At 66.8% G+C, this 19246-nt stretch carries 9 protein-coding genes and 2 pseudogenes; all 11 read left to right on the plus strand.

The features are described 5' to 3' along the window. Window positions 1-28: 28 nt before the first annotated feature. The 11 genes and pseudogenes from ACLJQZ_RS28635 to ACLJQZ_RS28685 all read left to right on the plus strand — a co-directional run bounded on the left by ACLJQZ_RS28635 (window position 29) and on the right by ACLJQZ_RS28685 (window position 19096). Window positions 29-1237 carry a toll/interleukin-1 receptor domain-containing protein gene (locus ACLJQZ_RS28635; protein ID WP_410622972.1) on the plus strand — a complete coding sequence of 403 codons (1209 nt, stop codon included), beginning with the start codon at window positions 29-31 and terminating at the stop codon, window positions 1235-1237. 37 nt (window positions 1238-1274) lie between these two features. Then, window positions 1275-3773, plus strand: a complete 2499-nt coding sequence (locus ACLJQZ_RS28640) for a tetratricopeptide repeat protein (protein ID WP_410622973.1) — start codon at window positions 1275-1277, stop codon at window positions 3771-3773. Between the two features lie 92 nt (window positions 3774-3865). Then, a complete protein-coding gene (locus ACLJQZ_RS28645) occupies window positions 3866-7408 on the plus strand; it encodes an NB-ARC domain-containing protein (RefSeq protein ID WP_410622974.1) in 3543 nt (1180 codons plus the stop codon). 9 nt (window positions 7409-7417) lie between these two features. Next, on the plus strand, window positions 7418-8587 hold the full coding sequence (locus ACLJQZ_RS28650) for a hypothetical protein (protein WP_410622975.1): 1170 nt from the start codon (window positions 7418-7420) through the stop codon (window positions 8585-8587). A gap of 105 nt (window positions 8588-8692) precedes the next feature. Further along, entirely contained in the window at window positions 8693-8977 is a 285-nt protein-coding gene (locus ACLJQZ_RS28655; protein WP_410622984.1) for an integrase core domain-containing protein, read from the plus strand. Beyond that, window positions 8967-10291 (plus strand): annotated as a pseudogene (locus ACLJQZ_RS28660) (IS701 family transposase). Before ACLJQZ_RS28655 ends, ACLJQZ_RS28660 begins: the two are co-directional and overlap by 11 nt. 41 nt (window positions 10292-10332) lie before the next feature. Then, a pseudogene (locus ACLJQZ_RS28665) lies at window positions 10333-10671 on the plus strand (transposase); the annotation flags it as partial. Further along, complete coding sequence (locus ACLJQZ_RS28670; protein WP_410622985.1) at window positions 10672-11226, plus strand: transposase; 555 nt, start codon at window positions 10672-10674, stop codon at window positions 11224-11226. A 57-nt stretch (window positions 11227-11283) separates the two neighbouring features. Further along, window positions 11284-11457: a C40 family peptidase gene (locus tag ACLJQZ_RS28675; RefSeq protein ID WP_410622976.1), complete on the plus strand. Its 174-nt coding sequence runs from the start codon at window positions 11284-11286 to the stop codon at window positions 11455-11457. 400 nt (window positions 11458-11857) lie between these two features. Then, a complete protein-coding gene (locus ACLJQZ_RS28680) occupies window positions 11858-18787 on the plus strand; it encodes an RHS repeat-associated core domain-containing protein (protein WP_410622977.1) in 6930 nt (2309 codons plus the stop codon). Between the two features lie 3 nt (window positions 18788-18790). Beyond that, a complete protein-coding gene (locus tag ACLJQZ_RS28685) occupies window positions 18791-19096 on the plus strand; it encodes a hypothetical protein (protein ID WP_410622978.1) in 306 nt (101 codons plus the stop codon). Window positions 19097-19246: the final 150 nt, after the last annotated feature.

Here is a 19246-nt window from a genome sequence, read left to right on the forward strand (position 1 = left end):
GCCGTTTCCACGGGAGGAGACCACTGCGATGACAGAGCCCGGAATCGAACTGTTTCTCGTGAGCGACGCCCGCCGCGGGGTCGAGGACGCCGCGCGGCAGGTCGATCTCGGGAAAGTGCGTCTGGGCGTCTGGCAGGTGCATCCGGTGCGCCCCACGCCTGGCGATTTCGTCGGACTCGACATTTTCCTGGTCAAAGTGAATTACGAACTGGTGCTGGAACCGGATGTTCCCGAACCGGAGTGGATGGAGGTGGGGTTCCGGTTCGACGCAGGCGACGGCCGGGAGGCCGCTGTCCTGGACGCGGTGCCGCTCTCCACCACCGAGGCGCGCGACCGCGAATCCTTCGTCCTGGACACCACGATGAGTCTGGTGCACGCCGACGGCGGCGCCGGAATGGCGTTGCAGCTGCCCCCGGTGCGCCCGGTCGTCGAGGTGTTCGGGCTCGGCAGTTCCGAGCTGCGCTGGCGGCACCGGTCTGACGACGGCGGTAGGGTCGGCGCCGGTTCGCGCGTGGCTTGGCTGGTGCTCGCCGTCGGCGCCGGCACGGAATCCGTCGCAGTCTCGGCCAAAGCTCGTTACGACCTGCCACCCGAGGACACGTTCGGCGATCTGCCCGCGAGCCGGCCCCGGCCCTTCCGGCTGCAGCTGGCCACCGCCGCACCGGCCGCCGAGCCGGCGACGACAGTCCGCCCGGCCACGGTGCCGGCGAGACCGCGGAGTGCCGCGCCCCGCGTCTTCATTTCGTACACTCGGGACACGCCGGAACATGCGGAGGAAGTCCGCCGGTTCGCCGGCTTCCTGGTGCGAAACGGCATCGACGCGGATCTGGACCGGTGGAACCTGGAGCCCCGCCGCGATTGGTACCTGTGGGCGGCCGAGCGGATCCGGGCTGCCGATTTCATCCTGGTGGTGGCTTCACCGCTGTGCCGCCGAATCGGTGATGGCGAGGTCGAAGACGGGGAGCACCCCCTCGAGCAGTCTGAACTGGCGTTGCTGCGAACTCTTCTTCTCGGCGGGGGAGTCCGCTGGGCGACCCGGGTCGTGCCGGTGGTGTTACTGGATGGGGGAGCCCGCGATTTTCCGCTGTTCCTGGGACCGGGCACCGGCGATCATTACCGGGTCAGTGCGTTCGACGTGCCCGGTGCGGAAGAACTGTTGCGCCTGCTGACCGATCAGCCCGCTTACCTGCGTCCCCCGCAACCCGGCGAGGTGGTCCGGCTGCCGCCGCGGGATTGAGATTCGAGAGTGCTGTTTTTGACCTTAGAATGAAGTGGTGGACGAGGGCTCCCCAACCTATGACATCGCCGTTTCGTTCTCCGGGCAGCAGCGGGACTACGTGGAGAAGGTCGTCCGGGCGTGCGAAGCGCTCGGAGTCCGCGTCTTCTACGATCTGAACGAAGCCGGGCAGCTGTGGGGCAAGAACGTCATCGCCGAACTGCGCCGGATTTACGGCGGGGTGTCCGCCCGCTTCGTCGTTCCCTTTCTGTCGCGGGACTACCTCGCCGGGGGGTACCCGCTCGACGAGTTCCTCACGGCGATGACCTCGAACGTCGAGCGTGGCGGCGGCTACCTACTGCCGGTGCTGATGGACGACGTCGACGTCGGTCCGGAGCTGCTCAACCCCGCTGTCATCTACCTGCGCAGCGCCGACTACGGCCCGGCGGAGCTGGCGCGCATCATCGCCGGCCGGGTCGCCACTGCCCGTGCGGATCAACATAGTTCCCGTGACGTCGCTGGCCTTGTCCGCGACACCCGGCCGCTCCCGGTGTCCGAGACCTCTCGTGGGCCGAGGCAGTTGCCCATGGCGCCCCGATGGCACGTTGCCCGCGAACGGGAGCTCGGTCTGGTGGCTGCCGCCCTGGATGACGGGCCGGCGCGGATGGCGGTCATCGAGGGCGCCGGGGGAGCGGGGAAGACGACGCTGGCGTTGCACTGGGCCCACCGCAACACCGGCCGGTTCCCCGACGGCCAGCTGTTCGCCAACTTGAGAGGGTTCGACCCACGAGCCGCTCCGGCCGAGCCGGTGACAGTGCTGCACGGCTTTCTCACGGCACTGGGCGTGGATCCCGCCGCCGTTCCCGGGGAGCCGGACGTCGCCGCCGCACTTTTCCGCAGCCTGGTCGCGGACCGGCGGATGATGATCTTGCTGGACAACGCCTGGGATGCCGAGCAGGTGATACCCCTGCTTCCGGGCAGCCCGTCGTGTGCGGTCGTGGTCACGACTAGGCGGCGGCTGTCGGCCATGCGGGTGCGCGGCGCCAGCGTCGTGCGGCTGGAGATGATGGCTGAAGCGGATGCGCGGGAGTTGCTGAGCCGCCTGCTGGTGGACGAAGGGGTCGAAGCCGAGCCCGCGGCGGTCGGCGGCATCGCACGACGGTGCGGGGGTCTGCCGCTCGCGCTGGCGATCGCCGCCGCGAGGGTGGCCGCGCACCCGGAATTCCCGATGCCGGTTTTCGTCGACGAACTGGACGACGAGACATCGAGGCTGAGCGCGTTCGACGCCGATGACGCAACGAGCTTGCGAGCCGTGCTCAGCTGGTCTTCGGCTGCCTTGGACGAGCAGCTGAGGGAGGCGTTCGGCCTGCTGGGTGTGGTACCGCTCGGTGAGATCACCACGATCGCGGCGGCGGCCCTGTGGGCGGTTCCCGCCGCCCGGGCGGCGGGCATGCTGCGGTCCCTGGAGGCGGCGAACCTGGTGAACCAGTACGAACCGGGACGGTTCCAGGTGCACGACCTGGTACGACTGCATGCGGCCGAGCTGCCGGGAGCGTACGACGCGCAGGCGGCGCTGGCCCGGCTGGTCTCCCTCTACGCCCACACCGCCCGTGCCGCGGACCGTCTGCTGTACCCGTACCGGCACGCCTACGACCCGCCAGATCTCCCGGACGGCTGCGAGCCGTTTCCCCTCGCCGACGAACCCGCCGCGGTGACGTGGTTCCGGGTCGAGCACGCGTTCCTGGTCGCCGTGCACGAAGCCGCGGCCGGCCTGGGCCTGCATGCGGCGGTGTGGCACATCGCCCACGGACTGGACACTTACCAGTTCCGCCTGGGTTTGTTGGCGGGGAACATCGGCTCATCGCGGCTCGGGCTGGCGGCAGCCCTGGAGATCGGGTCGCCGAGGCTGGTCGCCTCGTCGTTGCGGCAGCTCGGACGAGCGTGCACGCGAGCGGACGAACTGGACGAGGCCGAGCGGTGTCTCACCCGGGCATTGCAGGTCGAGGAGGAAGCCGGATTCGCGATGGGACAGGCGCATGCCCACCACGACCTGCAACGGGTCCACGCGATGCGAGGCGAGCACGGGGAAGCGCTCCGGCACGCGACGTCCGCGATCAAGCTGTACCGGGCGGAACACAACCCGGTCGGCGAGGCTCACGCCCTCAACGCGCTGGGATGGCAGCACGCGCAGCTGGCGAACCTCGACCTCGCCCGCGAACACTGTGAACTGGCTTTGAGCCTCCACGTGGCGCACGGCAACGCCAGCGGGCAGGCGAGCACCTCGGACACGCTGGGGCACATTGCCCGCATGACCGGCCGCCTGGACGAGGCCGCCGAGCATTTCCGCGCGGCGATCCGGCACGCCAGGCAGCTCGACAACCGCTTCGGCGAAGCCGACCACACCGAACACCTGGCCGACGTCCTTTCGGCCCGCGGCGATCGCGACGACGCAGAGGCACTGCTGCGCAAGGCGTACGACCTGTTCCTGGCCCAGCACAGGCTTGCCGACGCTGACCGCGTACGGGCCCGGCTCGACAACCGCAGCCAGCCGCGCTGATACCTCGGCCCGGTCATCGTTGTCATCCACGGATCTGTCGCGAGCCGCTGGTACCGTGGTCAGCCTTCCGTCACCGCCGTGAAAGGACCGCGTTGACCGGCAGCGACAGCGCGAACACCGCACCTGATCGTCTAGACGATCCCGCACTCGGCCTGGTGCGTGCCGCGATCACCAGCCTGGTCACGGGCCACCCGGTGCTCGGGCTCGCCGGCGCGGTGGCCCGGTTGTGCGTCGAGCCGGTGGGTACCGGCGTCCGGGTTCGTGTCGACGTCGCAGGTGGCAAGCCGGGCCCCGGCAGGCTGGTCGTCCGGGTTCTGCCGCCGGACGTGGACGACCGCTCGTTCGTCGAGCTGCTGGACTCCGCGCCCGTGGACTCCGGAACCTTGCTGGCCGTGGTGGGTGCGGGCCACTCGGACGTCTCGATCCCCGCGATCAAGGCGTTGCGTCTGCTGGCACGTCAAGCAAGCACGACGGAAAACGCCGACGAGTTCGCCGGCAGCGTGCTGCGATCGGACCGGCGATCCTCGGCGCAGCGACTTCTCAGCGTGCTTAACGGCAAAGCTTCGACCGCGGAACAACGCCGGGCCCTGCACGCCAAGTTCTGCCGGATGTGGGTGCCCCGGCCGGCTGAGCTCGACGACCACGTCCGGGTGCGGCCAGGACGGCCGGAGGAAACAGTACGGGTCAGTCGTCTGGTTGACGAAGTAGTCCGGAAGTGGCCGGCTCCGAGCGACCTGTCGGCCCCGTCTCATGCTGAGACTCAGCACTTCGACCGGGTCTTCGCCGTGCCAGGGCTCGGCACTCCTGCCGAACGGAGGACGAGACGCGCCGTCATCGACCACCTGGTCGCGCACCTCGCCGAAACCCGTGACTCGGTGCGCGTGGCGATCGTGGGCGCCGGCGGCATGGGCAAGTCCGCGCTGGCCGTCCGCCTGTGTCACCTGCTCGAAGAGAGCTATCAGGTCGTCGGCTGGCTCTCGGCCACCGACGCCGGCTCCTGGCAGGGGTCCATCACGTTGCTTGCCGAACGGCTCGGCTTGCCGGACGACTCGCCGGCAGCGGTCTTCGACGCGCTGGCCGAGCGCAGGCCGGCCCTTGTCGTGGTGGACGACGCCCCCGAACCGGCCAAGTTCGCCGCGACGTTGCCGACGAGACGGGGGCTGCACGTACTCGTCACCTCGCAGTCGGTGCGGTGGCGGTCGTCGTCCCACGTCGTCGAACTGGAACCGCTGAACATCGAGGAAGCGGTCGACTACCTCCTGGCCCGCACCGGTGCCGAGGACGAGGAACCGGCTCGCGCCGTGGCCGAGAAGGTCGGCGGCTACCCACTTGCGCTCGAACAGGCCGCAGCAGCCGCGGTCGACGGGCTGTCCTTGCGAGGCTGGCTCGAGCGCCATCGGCACCGGCCCTCCCGCGGGGCGTCCAAGCTGCGTGACGCCTGGTACGTGCGCATCGGCCTACTGCGGGAACGCCACCTCGATGCACTCGTTCTCCTCCGGGTCCTCGCCTGCGCGGGAACCGGCGCGGTTCCTGCCGGGCTCCTCGGCGCACTCCGTCTCGACCTCGGTGAAGAGGTCGAAGCGTTGAAAAAGGACACTGTGCGGCGAGACGCCGCCGTCGCCGAGTTGCGCGCCCAGGGGCTGATCCGGACCGGGGCGGACGAGGAGACCCTGCTCGTTCACCCCCTGCTCGCGGAGCTGCTCCGAGACGACGCGGACTTCGACGTCATGAGGACCGCGTTGGCCGTCGGTGCGGCCGCGGCCGACCTGGTGGACGAGCTCGACATCGACGACGCGATACAGTGGTCACGAGTTCTGGCGTTGAGCAGTGCCGCCGTCGCGGCCAGCCGCCTCGTCCATCGCGAGCTCGAACGATCTCCGCGCTCGCTCACCGCGGACGTGGCGATGGCGTTCGCGAATCACACGCTCTGGCTTCCTGCCGCCTACCTGCACGAACGTGCTGCCGCACGGGCGGCGTACCAGGCGCGGCTGCTCGGGCTGGCGCTCCACGGCGACAAAGCTGCGGCCGCCGCGGTGCGTGACTGGTCCGGCGAGGTGTCCGACGCGCTGACCGACCTGGCGCAGGAGGAACTGGTGCCCGCCGCCGAGCTGGGGCAGGTCACCCGCGGGGAACGCAGCCAGTCGGCCGCGCGCTGGCTGAACGAGACGGCGGCGCTGCTCGCCGACGTGGACGTGCCGGCCGCGGAATTATACGCCCGCCGCGCGATGGAAATACTTCCGCGGCGCGGGCCTTCGACGTCGTCCACGGCCGAGATGCCCTGGCGCGAACGGGTGCGGATCGAGATCCTCGACAACCTCGGATTCCTGACCGCACTCGGAGCGCGGCATCGAGAAGCGCTGCGGATATTCGACAACACGGTGCGGCTGCAGCGTTCCTTTCCGGGAGGAAAAGACGACTCCAAGCACACCGAACTGCTGAACGACCGGGCACTGGTGTTGCTGGACGTGGGCCGCTACGTCGACGCCATGCGGGAGTTCAAGCTTGCCGCGTCGGGCGCGCTCGACCATCCGGACCCGGGTGTCGAGCACAACATCGCGAACAACGTCGCCAAGACCGAACACTTCACTTGGCACCTCCGCGAAGCGCACGGACGCCTGCGGCGCGGACTGGACTGGCTTCTCGATCGCTCCGCCCCGCACGACATCGACGTCCTGATCCAGCAGTGCAACCTTGGACTTGTCGATTATGACCTGGGCGCCACCGGCGAAGGGTTCGAACTGGTCCACGGTACCTGGAAGACGGCTGCAGACCGGTTGGGGGAGGACGACCGTGAGACGATGATCCGCCGGACGATGCTCGCCAGTCTGCAGGTCTTCCGCGGTGATTTCGCCGCTGCGAACGACGCGGTGCTCGCCAACCTTCGCCTCGCGCAGGCGCAAGACCGGCCAGTACCCGCCGAGGCTTTGGTTCTCCGCGCCCAATCGGCGTGGCTGTCCGGAGTCGCAGCCATGACGCCGGACGCGGTGAAGGGACTGGCGAAGGACGTCGTCGATGCCTTCGACAGGCGCGGTGCACACGCGGCGTACGCGCTCGACCTGCGGACTGCCTGGGTGCTGGCCGGACGGAGCCGTGGAGCGGACGACGCCGATGTCCGCGCCGCGGCTCTCGCAGTGCGATTGAGGGACGCATCGGTCGGTGCCGGACACCCTGCTGCCTTGCTCGCACGAGCACGGCTGGCCCTCGTCAATTCGGACCGGTCAGGTGGCAAGAATCCGTTACGCACGGGCGTTGCCCGCAAACTGCTTACCAGCTTCGACTCCTTGTACGGTCCGACGGCCGGGGGTTTCGACGCCGAGCTCGCGAGACACGGGCAGCCGGTGGTGGATGTGGTGCAGCCCGGCTGGGAGGCGGGCCGGCTGATGCATTTGCTCGCCGCCGACATGATCGATCTCGACGCCGGGGAACAGCTCTGCTGGCAGGCCAATGCCGGTCGGCTGGCGGCCCTGGCCAGGTCGAAGGAGGCCGGTGTTCCGTTGCGCGATTCCGTGTCGGGCAGCGCGGCCCTTTACGGCCGGTTTCACCCCTGGACTCTCTTGCGCGAAGCGACCGCGGCTGTGATCGAGAACGATCCGGAGCGGTTGCGACTGACCCTCACCGCACCACTTTGGGCCTAGGAGCAGTAGTTGGACCACCAGTCAGCCAGCGTCGAGCCAAGTTCTGTGTTCGTTGTGTGGGCGCATAAGGATTATCGATCGACCGACGCGGAAAACGCGGCGTGGAAGGAGATGGTCTACGACTTCGTGCACCTGCTTGACCGATACGTCGACGTTGACGCGGACATCTTCCATTACACGCGTGAAGGTGTGGACTGGTCGCTCTTCGGTCCGGGTGCTATTCAAGCCGCGGACACTGTCGTGATGCTGGGCAGCAGGGCGTTCTGGGAGCGCTGGAGGGGAGAAAATCACCCCGAAGAAGGTGCTGGTTCGATGCGGGAGATCGACACGTTGAAGGGTATGTTCAACCGGAATCAGAGCGAATTTCAGCGCAAGGCGGTAATCGTTCTGCTGCCAGGTGTATCGGACGAACTCATCCCGGACGAATTGCATCGGGTCACCTGGTTCAGCGTCGCCAGCATCGACGAGGGCGGCGCTGAACCGATCTTGCGAAGGTTGCTAAACAAGCCCCGGCACACTCGGCGCGCGAACAAGGTCATGCCCGACCTGCCCGAGTATCAACCGCGCCAGGGCGGTCGAGAGGCGCCGCCCCTGCCGTTCGGCATGCCCGACGACAGGGCGAACCTATTGGCAGCACAACGCACCGGCCGGGGTGCTGGTTGGGACCCATTGCAAGGCAACAGCGATGAGGCGGTGCGCGGAAACGGCCAACCTGCAGAGAACGCATCGGAGCTGAGGATGCCTCGGATAGTTCCGGTGAGCTTCAGTGCGTACGATACTCTCGAGGCGGCTTTGGCTCGCGTCGGCGAACTGTTCAGCCAAGCGTCCGGTGACCTGGAACCCTACGGCTACACGTGCCGGGTGCGAACACCGGGTGATGCCGTCCACGTGCGTGTCGAGGCCCAAGGGCAGGCGGTGTGTGAACTGAGGCTTCGGTTCGATGACAGCGGGTTCGGAGGGGACAGAATTGCCATGAGCTTCGCCTGGCCGCGGATCACAAGCAGCGGGATGAACGGCTGGATCACTTCGGTGTGGGACTCTGATTCTCGGGAGGTGAAGGTAAAGTTGAACGACCTCAGTGTAAGCGGTTCGGAAGACGTACTTCTGACGGCGGATGAGCTATATGCGGTGCTTTGGCAAAAGATTGTAACGTTCGTTGAAGGTCGAGCGCGCCGCTAGCAGCATTGGCAGCGGATCGCTCCGGTGCCAGCTGATGAGTCCAGATTTTTCATTCGCGACCGGGCTGGCCAGTTCGCGGCGTCCTTCGATGCCGTCCTGGCCGACGTGGGCATCGAGACGTTCAGGATTCCGCTACGCTGCCCGCGGGCGAACTGCTACGCCGAACGGTTCGTGCTGACGGCGAGAACTGAACTCACTGACCGTATGCTGATCCTCAGCGAGCGGCATCTGCGGGCCGCGCTCGCCGAGTACGTCCGGCACTACAACACTCGACGGCCGTGCCGTCTCGCGAGCTTCGCCACCCTGGCGGCCGGATGGTGGTGCCTTAATACTCCAGCAGCACTTCGTGATTATGGTCGGGTAGTCTGTCGATCTTGTGTTGACCGATGAGGATCTTGCTGTCTGGATCGCCGGGCTGGATGACCTGTTCGCGCGGGTCGCGGGACGTTTCACCCGGGTCGAGCCACGACGCCGTGCCCGTGCCTACGTGCGTGGCCTGTTGGCGCCATTGGCAGGGAAGAACGGCTGGACCTTGGCCGAAGCCGCCGGTGACGCCACCCCTGACGGGATGCAGCGCTTGCTCAACGCTGCCTCCTGGGACGCCGACGGAGTCCGCGATGACGTGCGGGCCTACGCCATGGAACACCTCGGCGAACGCGATGGTGTGCTCGTGGTCGACGAGACCGGATTCCTGAAGAAGGGCACCCGCTCCGCTGGCGTGCAGCGTCAATATTCGGGTACCGCCGGCCGGATCGAGAACTGTCAGCTGGGTGTTTTTCTTGCTTACACCACAGGCAAAGGACGCACTCTGATCGACCGTGAGCTCTACCTGCCGAAGTCCTGGACCGGTGACCGGGAACGGTGCCAGGAAGCCTGCGTGCCCGACGAGGTCGAGTTCGCCACCAAGACCATCCTGGCCCAGAACATGCTTGCTCGGGCACTGGACGCCGGTGTCCCCGCGGCCTGGGTGACCGCCGACGAGGCCTACGGCAAGGACTACAAGTTCCGCACTTGGCTGGAAACCAGGCGCATCAGCTACGTCGTGGCAGTGGCCCGAAACCAGACCATCCCCGCCACGGCCGGCACATCACGGGCTGACCTTCTGGCAGCACAGGCACCCGAAGACGCCTGGAAACGTCGCAGTTGCGGCGACGGCGCGAAGGGGCCGCGGCTGTTCGACTGGGCGGTCGCCTCGTTGCCAACGTATGAGGACACCACCCCACCAGGCTGGGCACGATGGCTACTGGTGCGCCGATCCCTGACACCTAACAGCAGGGGCGAACTCGAGCTGGCTTACTACTTATGTTGTGCCCCAACGGGAACGACCGATAACGATCTGGTCCGGGTCGCCGGCGCCCGGTGGGCGGTCGAGGAGTGCTTCCAGACCGCCAAGAACGAGGTCGGCCTGGACCACTACCAAGTCCGCCGCTACGACGCCTGGTACCGGCACATCACCCTGGCTATGCTCGCCCACACCTACCTCGCCGTCACGGCCGCGATCGCCCCACAAGCCCTGGCAGCGGCCTCATCCCAGTCACGCTTGGCGAGGTCAAGCGTCTCCTGGCACACCTGATCGCCACCGTTGCTCAACGCGCCGTGACCTGGGCCTGGTCCCACTGGCGAAGGCGCCACCAATACCGCGCCAAACAAGCCCACTACCAGCGACGACGCAACAAAAATCACGAAGTGCTGCTGGAGTACTAGTACTGCAACGGCACTCGGGTGGTGTGTGGTAGATCATCGTTGTGGTGGTCGATGTGGTGATGGAGCAGCTGGACCGGGTGCATGAGCGGATCGGGGGCCGGTTCACCCGGTCGGAGCCGCGTGCCCGGGCCCGGGAGTACATGTCCGGGCTGGTCGCGGGGCTGGAACGGAAGAACGGCTGGACGCTGGCCGAGCCGTCCGGCGAGGTCTCGCCGGACGGCATGCAACGGCTCCTGCGGGGGGCGGACTGGGACATCGACGGTGTCCGCGACGACGTGCGGGACTACGTGATCGAGCATCTCGGCGAGCCCGGTGGTGTGCTGATCGTGGATGACACCGGGTTCTTGAAGAGCTGCGACCGTGCATCGCCGGTTCACCGAGTGGGTCGAGGCGGCGGTGTTCGCCCGGCTGCACCAGATGATGCTGGATCTGCTCGGTTCTGCCGGAGCGATCGACTGGTCTCGAGCGTCGGTGGACGCCATGCAGGTCAGGGCGGTAAAAGGGGGGACCTGACGGGCCCCAGCCCGGTCGATCGAGGCAAGCCGGGCTCGAAGATTCACGCGATGAGCGAGCGTGGTGGCATCCCGTTGTCTGTGGTCATCTCCGCGGCCAACCGCAATGACCATCTGAGTTTCGAGGCGGTGGTTGATGAGGTCGCGCCGGTCGCCGGGCCGGTCGGACGGCCTCGGCGCCGGCCGCGCAAGCTGCACGCGGACAAGGGCTACGACTATGCGACCTGCAGGAAGGCGCTGCGTCGGCGGGTGTCGTTGCCCGGATCGCCCGCCGGGGTATCGAGTCGGCCAAGCGGTTGGGACGTCATCGGTACGTCATCGAACGGACCCTGGAGTGGGTTTCCCGGTTCCGGCGGCTGGTGCGTCGCTACGAGCGCAAGGCCGCCCATTTCCTGGGTTTCGCCCAGCTGGCCTGCGCGGTGATCTGCTACCGACGAGCCGTCAGGCTGAAACTTTTGACACACGAAAACCCCAAATGAGATGTGGTCTTATGCCGCAGGAGGTATCGACCTGCCACGTACTGCGCAGACGCAATACGACAATGGAGTACGTGTTCCTGTCGATCGTCTGGAACCGGGCGACCTTGTATTCTTCGGCTCGGGACAAACCCGCGTCACACATGTCGGACTGGTGGTGTCCGGAAAACCACGATGATCAACGCGCCCGACTTCGGGAAATCGGTTCGAATCGAATCGATCGGACGTCACGTCATCGGTGCCACTTGACCGGCTCCTTGATGAAATTCATTCCCGGAGTTCCTTGACTTCGTGGGAGTCTCGGCAAGCGAGGTTTCCCATAGGGGTATTGAGGTCTCCAACGCGGAGATGATCGACGCTCCCGATGTCGATCAGGTCCCTCGACTTTGCCAAGACATCGGACGATCTTGGTAAAGTCTTTGGGAATCAGGGCATTTCATCGAAGTTTTGGTTCTCGGTATTGGTTGATCCGAATGGTCGCTGGTGACGGCGCTGATCACCTGTCACTCTTCTGATGCCGTCTCGGGTTTGCTGAGCGGGGGGAAGGGGCGGCGCGTGGCGTGCTGCCCAGACGAGGGGTGCGCACCGTGTTCAACCTTCGCGGCAAAAGCGTGTTCGCGCGACTTCAGCGTTGGAAAGGCCGGCCCGTCGTCGCCGGGATGGTCGTGGTCGCTCTGGCGACAGGCCTGACCCAGGAAGTCGCGAACGCAGCTCCCGCTCCGGCGGCGAGCGCGACTCCGCCAGTGGGCTCAGGCGGGGTCAGCGACTTCGGTGCAGCGGCTGCTCAGTCCGCGGACCTCGCGATCGAGGGCTTCGGTGACTCCTCGGGATACCACCTGCAGGAAGCGACGGAGAAGTCGGGCTTCGCCTGGAGTCAGGTCGCGGTCCTGAAACCAGCTGGTCTCGACGATCGGTCGTGGACCGGCTACCAATGCCTCTCAGGAGACGGCAAGTACGCCGCCGTGACCGTGCTGCCCATCTCGGCGGTCAACAACACCGCGTCCCGCGACCACGGTGCGTTCGCCTTCAGCGTCGAGCTCGCCAGCGGCAAGGTAGTGCCCGTCGCCCGGGGTGTCGCACTGCAGTATCACTCCCCGGGCTGCGGTATTGGTCATGACGCGGCGTTCACCGTGTCCCTGGGCGCGAATGAACAGACGACCGAGGCCCTCCAGGTCGATCTGGCTGCCGGAAAGGTCGGACGGACGACGCGGGTCGCGGGACAGGTCACGTCTGTCGTGCCCGCCGAAGGTGCGTTGGTCGGCGTACTCGGTGCCGACCTGGTCCGGATCGGCACCGACGGCAAGCCCGAGAAGCTCGCAGCGGTCGAAGGCACCCCGTTCCAGCTGCGCGCCGCGGCGGACGGCGGTGTCGACCTGGTCGCCCTCCCCGCGCCGAACACCTCGCCGGCAAAAGCGTTTCACGAGAGGTCAGGTCATCTCTCCGAATTCGCGCACGGGGACCGTGCCGCACTGCAGTTGTTCAACGGCCGCGCCGGACGCACGGTTGTGGTCGGCGCCGCGGCCGGCGCCCAGGCCGATGGCAAAGTGCTGGCCCCACCGCGCGGGCTGGCGGACGGCGTCGTCACTGCGTCTTTGGACGGTGACGCACTGATCACCGCCCACGGTGCCGACGGAACGCCGGTACTGCTGTCGACGAAGACCGGCAAGGTCGTGACCCGGACGCGTGCGAGCACCGGCGGCACCGTGTCGACGACAACGCCCACGTTTGTCCCCGACGGAGTCGCCGGAGACCAGCGATCGCAGGTCTCCGCCGGTCATGCCGAACCAAAGGGAGATGCCGCCGCGAGTGCACCGGCGGCAGCACCGCGGACGACCACCGCACAGACGCCGAAGTGCGCAGTTCCCCGGCTGGCGGAGAACCGGCAGGTGATGCAGCCGTCGCCGGCGCAGACCGACTGGGCCTCGCAGATGGCCGAGCAGAACCTCCTCACCGCGGCGAACGGCTACTCGCGGCCGGCGGGGTTCGCGAACCTTGGCCTCGCCGCGTACGCGCCGAACGACAACTTCCCCAAGATTTCCCTTTCGCACCCTGCGGGTGATAGCTGGGACACAGTGCCCCGGTCGGTGTTCGACGCGATCATGGCGCAGGAATCGAACTGGAACCAGGCGTCATGGCACGCATTGCCCGGCATGGCCGCCGATCCGCTCATCGCGGACTACTACGGCGCAGGCGGCGGCATCACGTCGATCAACTACGCGGGCGCGGACTGCGGATACGGCATCGGCCAGGCGACGACGGGCATGGACGCCGCTTCCACCGGCCAGATCCTCTCGGTCAACGGCCAGACCAAGGTTGCCGTCGACTACCAGGAGAACATCGCCTACGCCCTGCAGATCCTGCAGACCACCTGGAACAAGCTCTACACCGCAGGCATCATCGCCAACGACGGCAGCCCGCGGTACGTCGAAAACTGGTACTACGCCGCCTGGGCGTACAACTCGGGGATTCAGCCGCGCGACGCGTCCTTCGGCAACACGACCGGATGCACACCGGGCCCCACGTGCACCGGGCCGGACGGTACCTGGGGGCTCGGCTGGTCGAACAATCCGCAGAACCCGGTCTATCCGCCGAATCGGGCGCCCTACCTGAAGAACACCTACGCAGACGCTGCACATCCGGCCAGCTGGCCGTACCAGGAGCGCATCCTCGGCTGGACCGGTACACCCCTGCTGCGCGGCGGTCAGGCGGCCTACGCCAAACCCACCTATCGGGCGGGTAACACCTGGCTGCAAATTGCGCCGTTCGCCTCGTTCTGCACACCGGCAGGCAACAAATGCCAGCCGGGAACGGTGAATCCCACGACACCCGACGCAGGCGCCTGCACACTTTCGGACTACGAATGCTGGTGGCACAACCCGGTGACGTGGGTGGCGAACTGCGCGCAGACCTGCGCAGTCAGCACCTACACCGCCACCAGCGGAACCGAGCCCGCGGTCAGTGATCCCTGGCCGCCGTCGTGTCAGGTCGACTACTCCAAACTTGCCGGCGGCACCGGGCCCGCCATCATCGTCGACGAAGCACAGTCCGCGCCCGCGTTGAACCTGCAAGGCTGCGCGAACCCGAACTGGTCGCAAGGCGGCGTGTTCAAGTACACCTATGGCACCAACGTCGCCGGTGACGCGGTCGGCGCGATCGATACCCACCAGCTGGGCGCCGGGCTCGGCGGGCACATCCTCTTCACTCACACCGAAACCGGCTCCGACCCAACGATCGTCAACACCGGCCGGTGGACACCAAACCTGCCCTCGGGAGCACAGAACTACAAGATCAAGCTGCACATCCCGGCGATCGGGGCGAGCGCGACGAACGTCGTCTACAAGATCTTCCCTGGCGGTGGCGTCGCGCCATGGCAGTTCCGCGTCAATCAGGACTGGGAATCCGAGCAGTGGGTCACCATCGCGACCGTCGCGATGCGGCCCGGCGGTTACGTGGAGATGAGCAACCAGTCGCCCACCGTCGGCGGCACGAACGTCATCGACTACTCCAGCTTCGACGTCGGCTACGACGCGATCGCATTCTTGCCGATGGGCGCCGGCGCGGTCCTCGGCGGACCGCCGTCGGTGATCGATGCCCCGAAGGGCAGCAACCCCGCGTTCGTCAACTGCGGGTGTGTCCGGCGTACCGCCGGCGATCCGGTCGACACTTCCACCGGTTACTTCGGCGACACCTTCACCGACCTGTCCACGACCGGCCGGCTCTCGATGTCGCTGACCCGAAGCTACGCCGAGTCGGTGGCCGACCCCAGCGGTCCGAACGGGAGCCTGGCCGCCGACGGGCCGTTCGGGTACGGGTGGACGTTCAACTACAACAGCACCGCCACCACGGACTCGGCCAGCGGAAACGTCACGATCCTCCAGGAGGACGGCTCTCGGGTGCCGTTCCTGCCCCAGTCCGGAGGCGGTTATGCACCGTCCGCGCCACGCTATGACGCGACGCTCGCCAAGTCCGGGACGACCTACACCTACACCCGACGTGGCCAGGACATCTTCACCTACGACGTCGCAACGGGACGCCTGCTGTCCGAGACCGACATCGCGGGCTCCAAAGCGTCGGCGCCGTACGCGATCACCTTCGGCTACGACACCGGCGGCCACTTGTCCACGATCACCGATCCCGCATCCCGCCGTTACACGCTGACCTGGACCGGAAACCACATCACCGGTTTGTCCGACACCGCCGGACGCCAGGTCAGCTACGCCTACGACGCCCACGGAAACCTGACCGACGTCTACGGCGTGGGAACCACCCGGACTCCCACCGTCCAGGATGACGACCACATGCAGTTCGGGTATCAGGGCACTCACCTGATGACCTCGATGCGCACGCCGAAGAACTTCGGGGTCACGGCCACGCCGGCGCCGGTCATCTCGATGACTTACGACTCCGCAGAGCGGGTGACCGCACAGACCGACCCCCTCGGTCGCACCACGACCTTCACCTACGCTCCAGACGGTGGCCTGACCGCGGGCCAGGTCCTCGTCACCGACCCGGCCGGCCACAAGGACCTGCAGACTTATGCCAACGGCCTGCTGTCCAGCGAGACCAAGGGCTTCGGCGGGCCCGACGCCGGGACCTGGACCTACACCTACGATCCAGCGACCCTGGGCGTCTCCTCGATCACCGACCCCCTCGGCAATCTCCAGACCTTCGCCTACGACGACCACGGCAACAAGATCAGCTCGTCGGACGCCCGCGGCTTCGCCACCAACTACCAATACGACGACCACGGCAACCTGATCAGCACGATCACCCCGCAAGGGGTGAAGACGACCAACAACATCGACGAGGCAGGCCACATCGCCGTACCCGGCGGTGGCACCAACAGTGGCGGATTCGCCTACGGCGACACCACGAGCGTGACGACCACACAACTGGCGCCGTCGAGTGAAATCGTCAACAGCGGCCCGGACGCGCTGCCGTCGCGAACTGTGTCGTACTTCTATGACGACCCCGCTCACCCGGCCGACCGCACTCGCACCGTCGACGTCGCCGGCAACACGTCGGTTGCGACCTTCGACGCCTACGGCAACATGGCCACGGCCACCAACGCCCTCGGCGACAAGGCGATGATCGGCTACGACCCCGCCACCAGCCGGGTCACGACGACAGTCTCTCCCGAAGGCGTCCTCGCCGGCGTCGTCCCCGGCTGCACTCCACCCGCGAAGGGCTGCGTGCGCACCGACTACGACGTCCACGGCGACGTCGTCAAAACCACCGACCCACTGGGGCACACGGAGACCAGCACCTTCAACGCCGACGGCGAGAAGGTCACCGACACCGACGCCAACAACAAGACGACAACGACCGCGTACGACGCTGCCGGGCAGGTCACCAGCATCACCCGCGCCGACAACACGGTGGTCAAGACCGACTACAACCCGGACGGCACCGTCGCCGACAGCTTCGACGCGGCGTCCGACAAGACCGCCTACACCTACGACGGCCGCGGCCGGGTGATCACCCGGACCAACCCGGACGGTCAGATGTGGCAAGCCGGTTACGACAAGGCCGGCAACCCCATCACCGCGACCGATCCGACCGGCCGCGTCACTACGGAGTCTTTCGACGCATCGGGCCAGCTCACCGGCATCACCTACTCCGACGGCCAGACGCCCGCTGTGTCCTACGTCCGGGACTCGGTCGGCCAGCAGGTGTCCATGACCGACGGAACCGGCACGTCACGATGGACCTACGACGCTTTCGGCGAGGTCACCAAGGCCACCGACGGCGCCGGCGCCGCGCTGACCTACAGCTACGACACTGCCGGACGCGCCGTGGGCATGACCTACCCAGGCGGCGCCGGCCAGAGCCTGACCCGGACCTTCGACGCGGCCAGCCGCCTGACCGGCATCACGGACTGGAACAACAACACCACGAAGTTCGGCTACGGCCACGACGGCCAGCAGGTGTCCACAACCTATCCCAACGGCACCAAGGTCAACCACACCTACGACAGCGCCGACCAGCTCGGCTCCACGACACTCACCGGCGCCGGCAACGCCGTGCTCGCATCTCTCACCTACACCCGTGATCCCGCGAACCAGCTCGCCACACAGACCCCGGTCGGCCTGCCGGACGGGCAGCAGACCTTCACCTATAGCGCTCGCGAGCAGCTCGCCTCGGTCACCGCAGCGGGCACGACGAGCCAGTACGCCATGGACACCGCCGGAAACCCGACCACCGTCGGCGGCGCCCAGCAAGCCTTCGACGCCGCCGGACAGCTCTGCTGGACCGCATCGAGCGCCGTCGCCAACCCGAGTTGCAACGGCCCGCCGGCGGGCGCGACGACCTTCACCTTCGACGGCCTCGGCGAACGCACGAAGACCGTTCAAGGCACGACCACGAACACCTACACCTACGACCAGGCCAACCGCCTCGCCACCGCGACGACACCCGCCGGCTCGGCCGGCTACCGGTACAACGGAGTCGGCCTGCGCACAGGCAAGACGGTCGGCAGCACATCGACCCCGTTCACCTGGGACGGCGGCAATCTCATCGGAGACGGGACCACCAGCTACATCTACGGTCCCGGTGGACTCCCAATCGAACAGATCGACACGGGGGGCACCCTCTGGTACTTCCATGACCAACTGGGCAATACCCGTGCTCTGGTCAACGCGTCCGGACAGCTCGTCGGCACCTATGCCTACACACCGTACGGAAAGGTCAGCGGACACACCGGCGTCAGCACGCCGTTGCAGTACGGCCAGGGCTACACCGACACCGAAACCGGCTTCGTCTACCTCAAATCCCGGTACTACGACCCGGCGACCGCGGAGTTCCTCACCGTCGATCCGGCGCTCGACAGCACCGCCGAGCCCTACACCTACGCGCTCGGCAACCCGCTCAACGCGAACGACCCGAACGGCCAATGGAGCATCTTCGGAGCAATAGTCGGCGCTGTAATCGGCGCGGTCATCGGCGCCGCACTCGTCGCATCGGTGGTCATGACCGGCGGACTCGACCTGCCACTCGTGGCACCGGCGTTCGCGATCGGCGTGACCGCCCTGGTCGGTTACTACGCCGGCGGGGTCATGGGACCGCCGACGCCGATGTCCATGCCGAAAATCCGGATCAACACCGGACGTGGCGACGAACCCACCCCACAAACCAAGCCGACCGGTGGGCCGACCGGAGTGCCCCGACCGCCGGTGCCGCGTTCGGATGAAGACGAGAAGGTCTCGATCTTCAAGGCTCCGCAGCGTGGGATGGGCCAGTGCATGTGGGACCACGGCTTCCAGCCGTCCCAGTTCAAGGCTGAGACCAGCGACGGATTTGCTTATTTCACACGAGATCGCTCCGTGGCGGAGGAGTACGCTCGCTCCTATGGCGAAGGCATTATCGAGGTCATCATGACCAAGCGGGAGTTCGACAGCAAGTTCGCTCAATACGAGAAGCCGTACCAAGGTGGGCCGAAAACCGAGTTGGCGATCCCCATCAACAGTGTGAGTGCACTGAACGGGTACCCGAAACATTGGTGGAGATAGCACGTGACGCACCTGAAGCATCTCGAACCCGGCTGGGACATGCACAAAGCGGGCAGCGCGGAGTTCTTCGTGCTGCCCGCCGGGGAGGTCGCGGATTCGGAAGTCATTTGCCATCACCCGTTCGGGCTGGGGCTCTACCTTCCCGAATACGATGCCTATGCGCACGTCAACATCCCCGAAGTCAGTGAGACAGTCGCCCACGGGCCTGACGAGTTCCCGCCGATCGGGAGTTCGGTTCGGGCTCGGAGTTTCGGCCCGAGCGGGGAGGGCCATCACCTCACCATGACGCTCCGTGGCGTTTCTGCCTGACCCAGGATGAGCGAGTTGCTGAACTAGTGCTTTGTCAAGCAACGTTGGGTAGGTAATCCGGGCGACGGATCTTGGAGTTGACGGCGAAGTGGCGTTTCGGGTGGCAGTGGCGGTTGCGCCAGCGGAGGTAGCCGGCGATGGCGGCTTCCT

The organism is Amycolatopsis sp. cmx-8-4, assembly GCF_046548675.1.
Lineage (GTDB): Bacteria > Actinomycetota > Actinomycetes > Mycobacteriales > Pseudonocardiaceae > Amycolatopsis.

Coding starts and splice junctions, on each gene's coding strand:
- ACLJQZ_RS28635 (WP_410622972.1), top strand. CDS start 29: ATGACAGAGCCCGGAATCGAACTGTTTCTCGTGAGCGACGCCCGCCGC.
- ACLJQZ_RS28675 (WP_410622976.1), top strand. CDS start 11,284: ATGTGGTCTTATGCCGCAGGAGGTATCGACCTGCCACGTACTGCGCAG.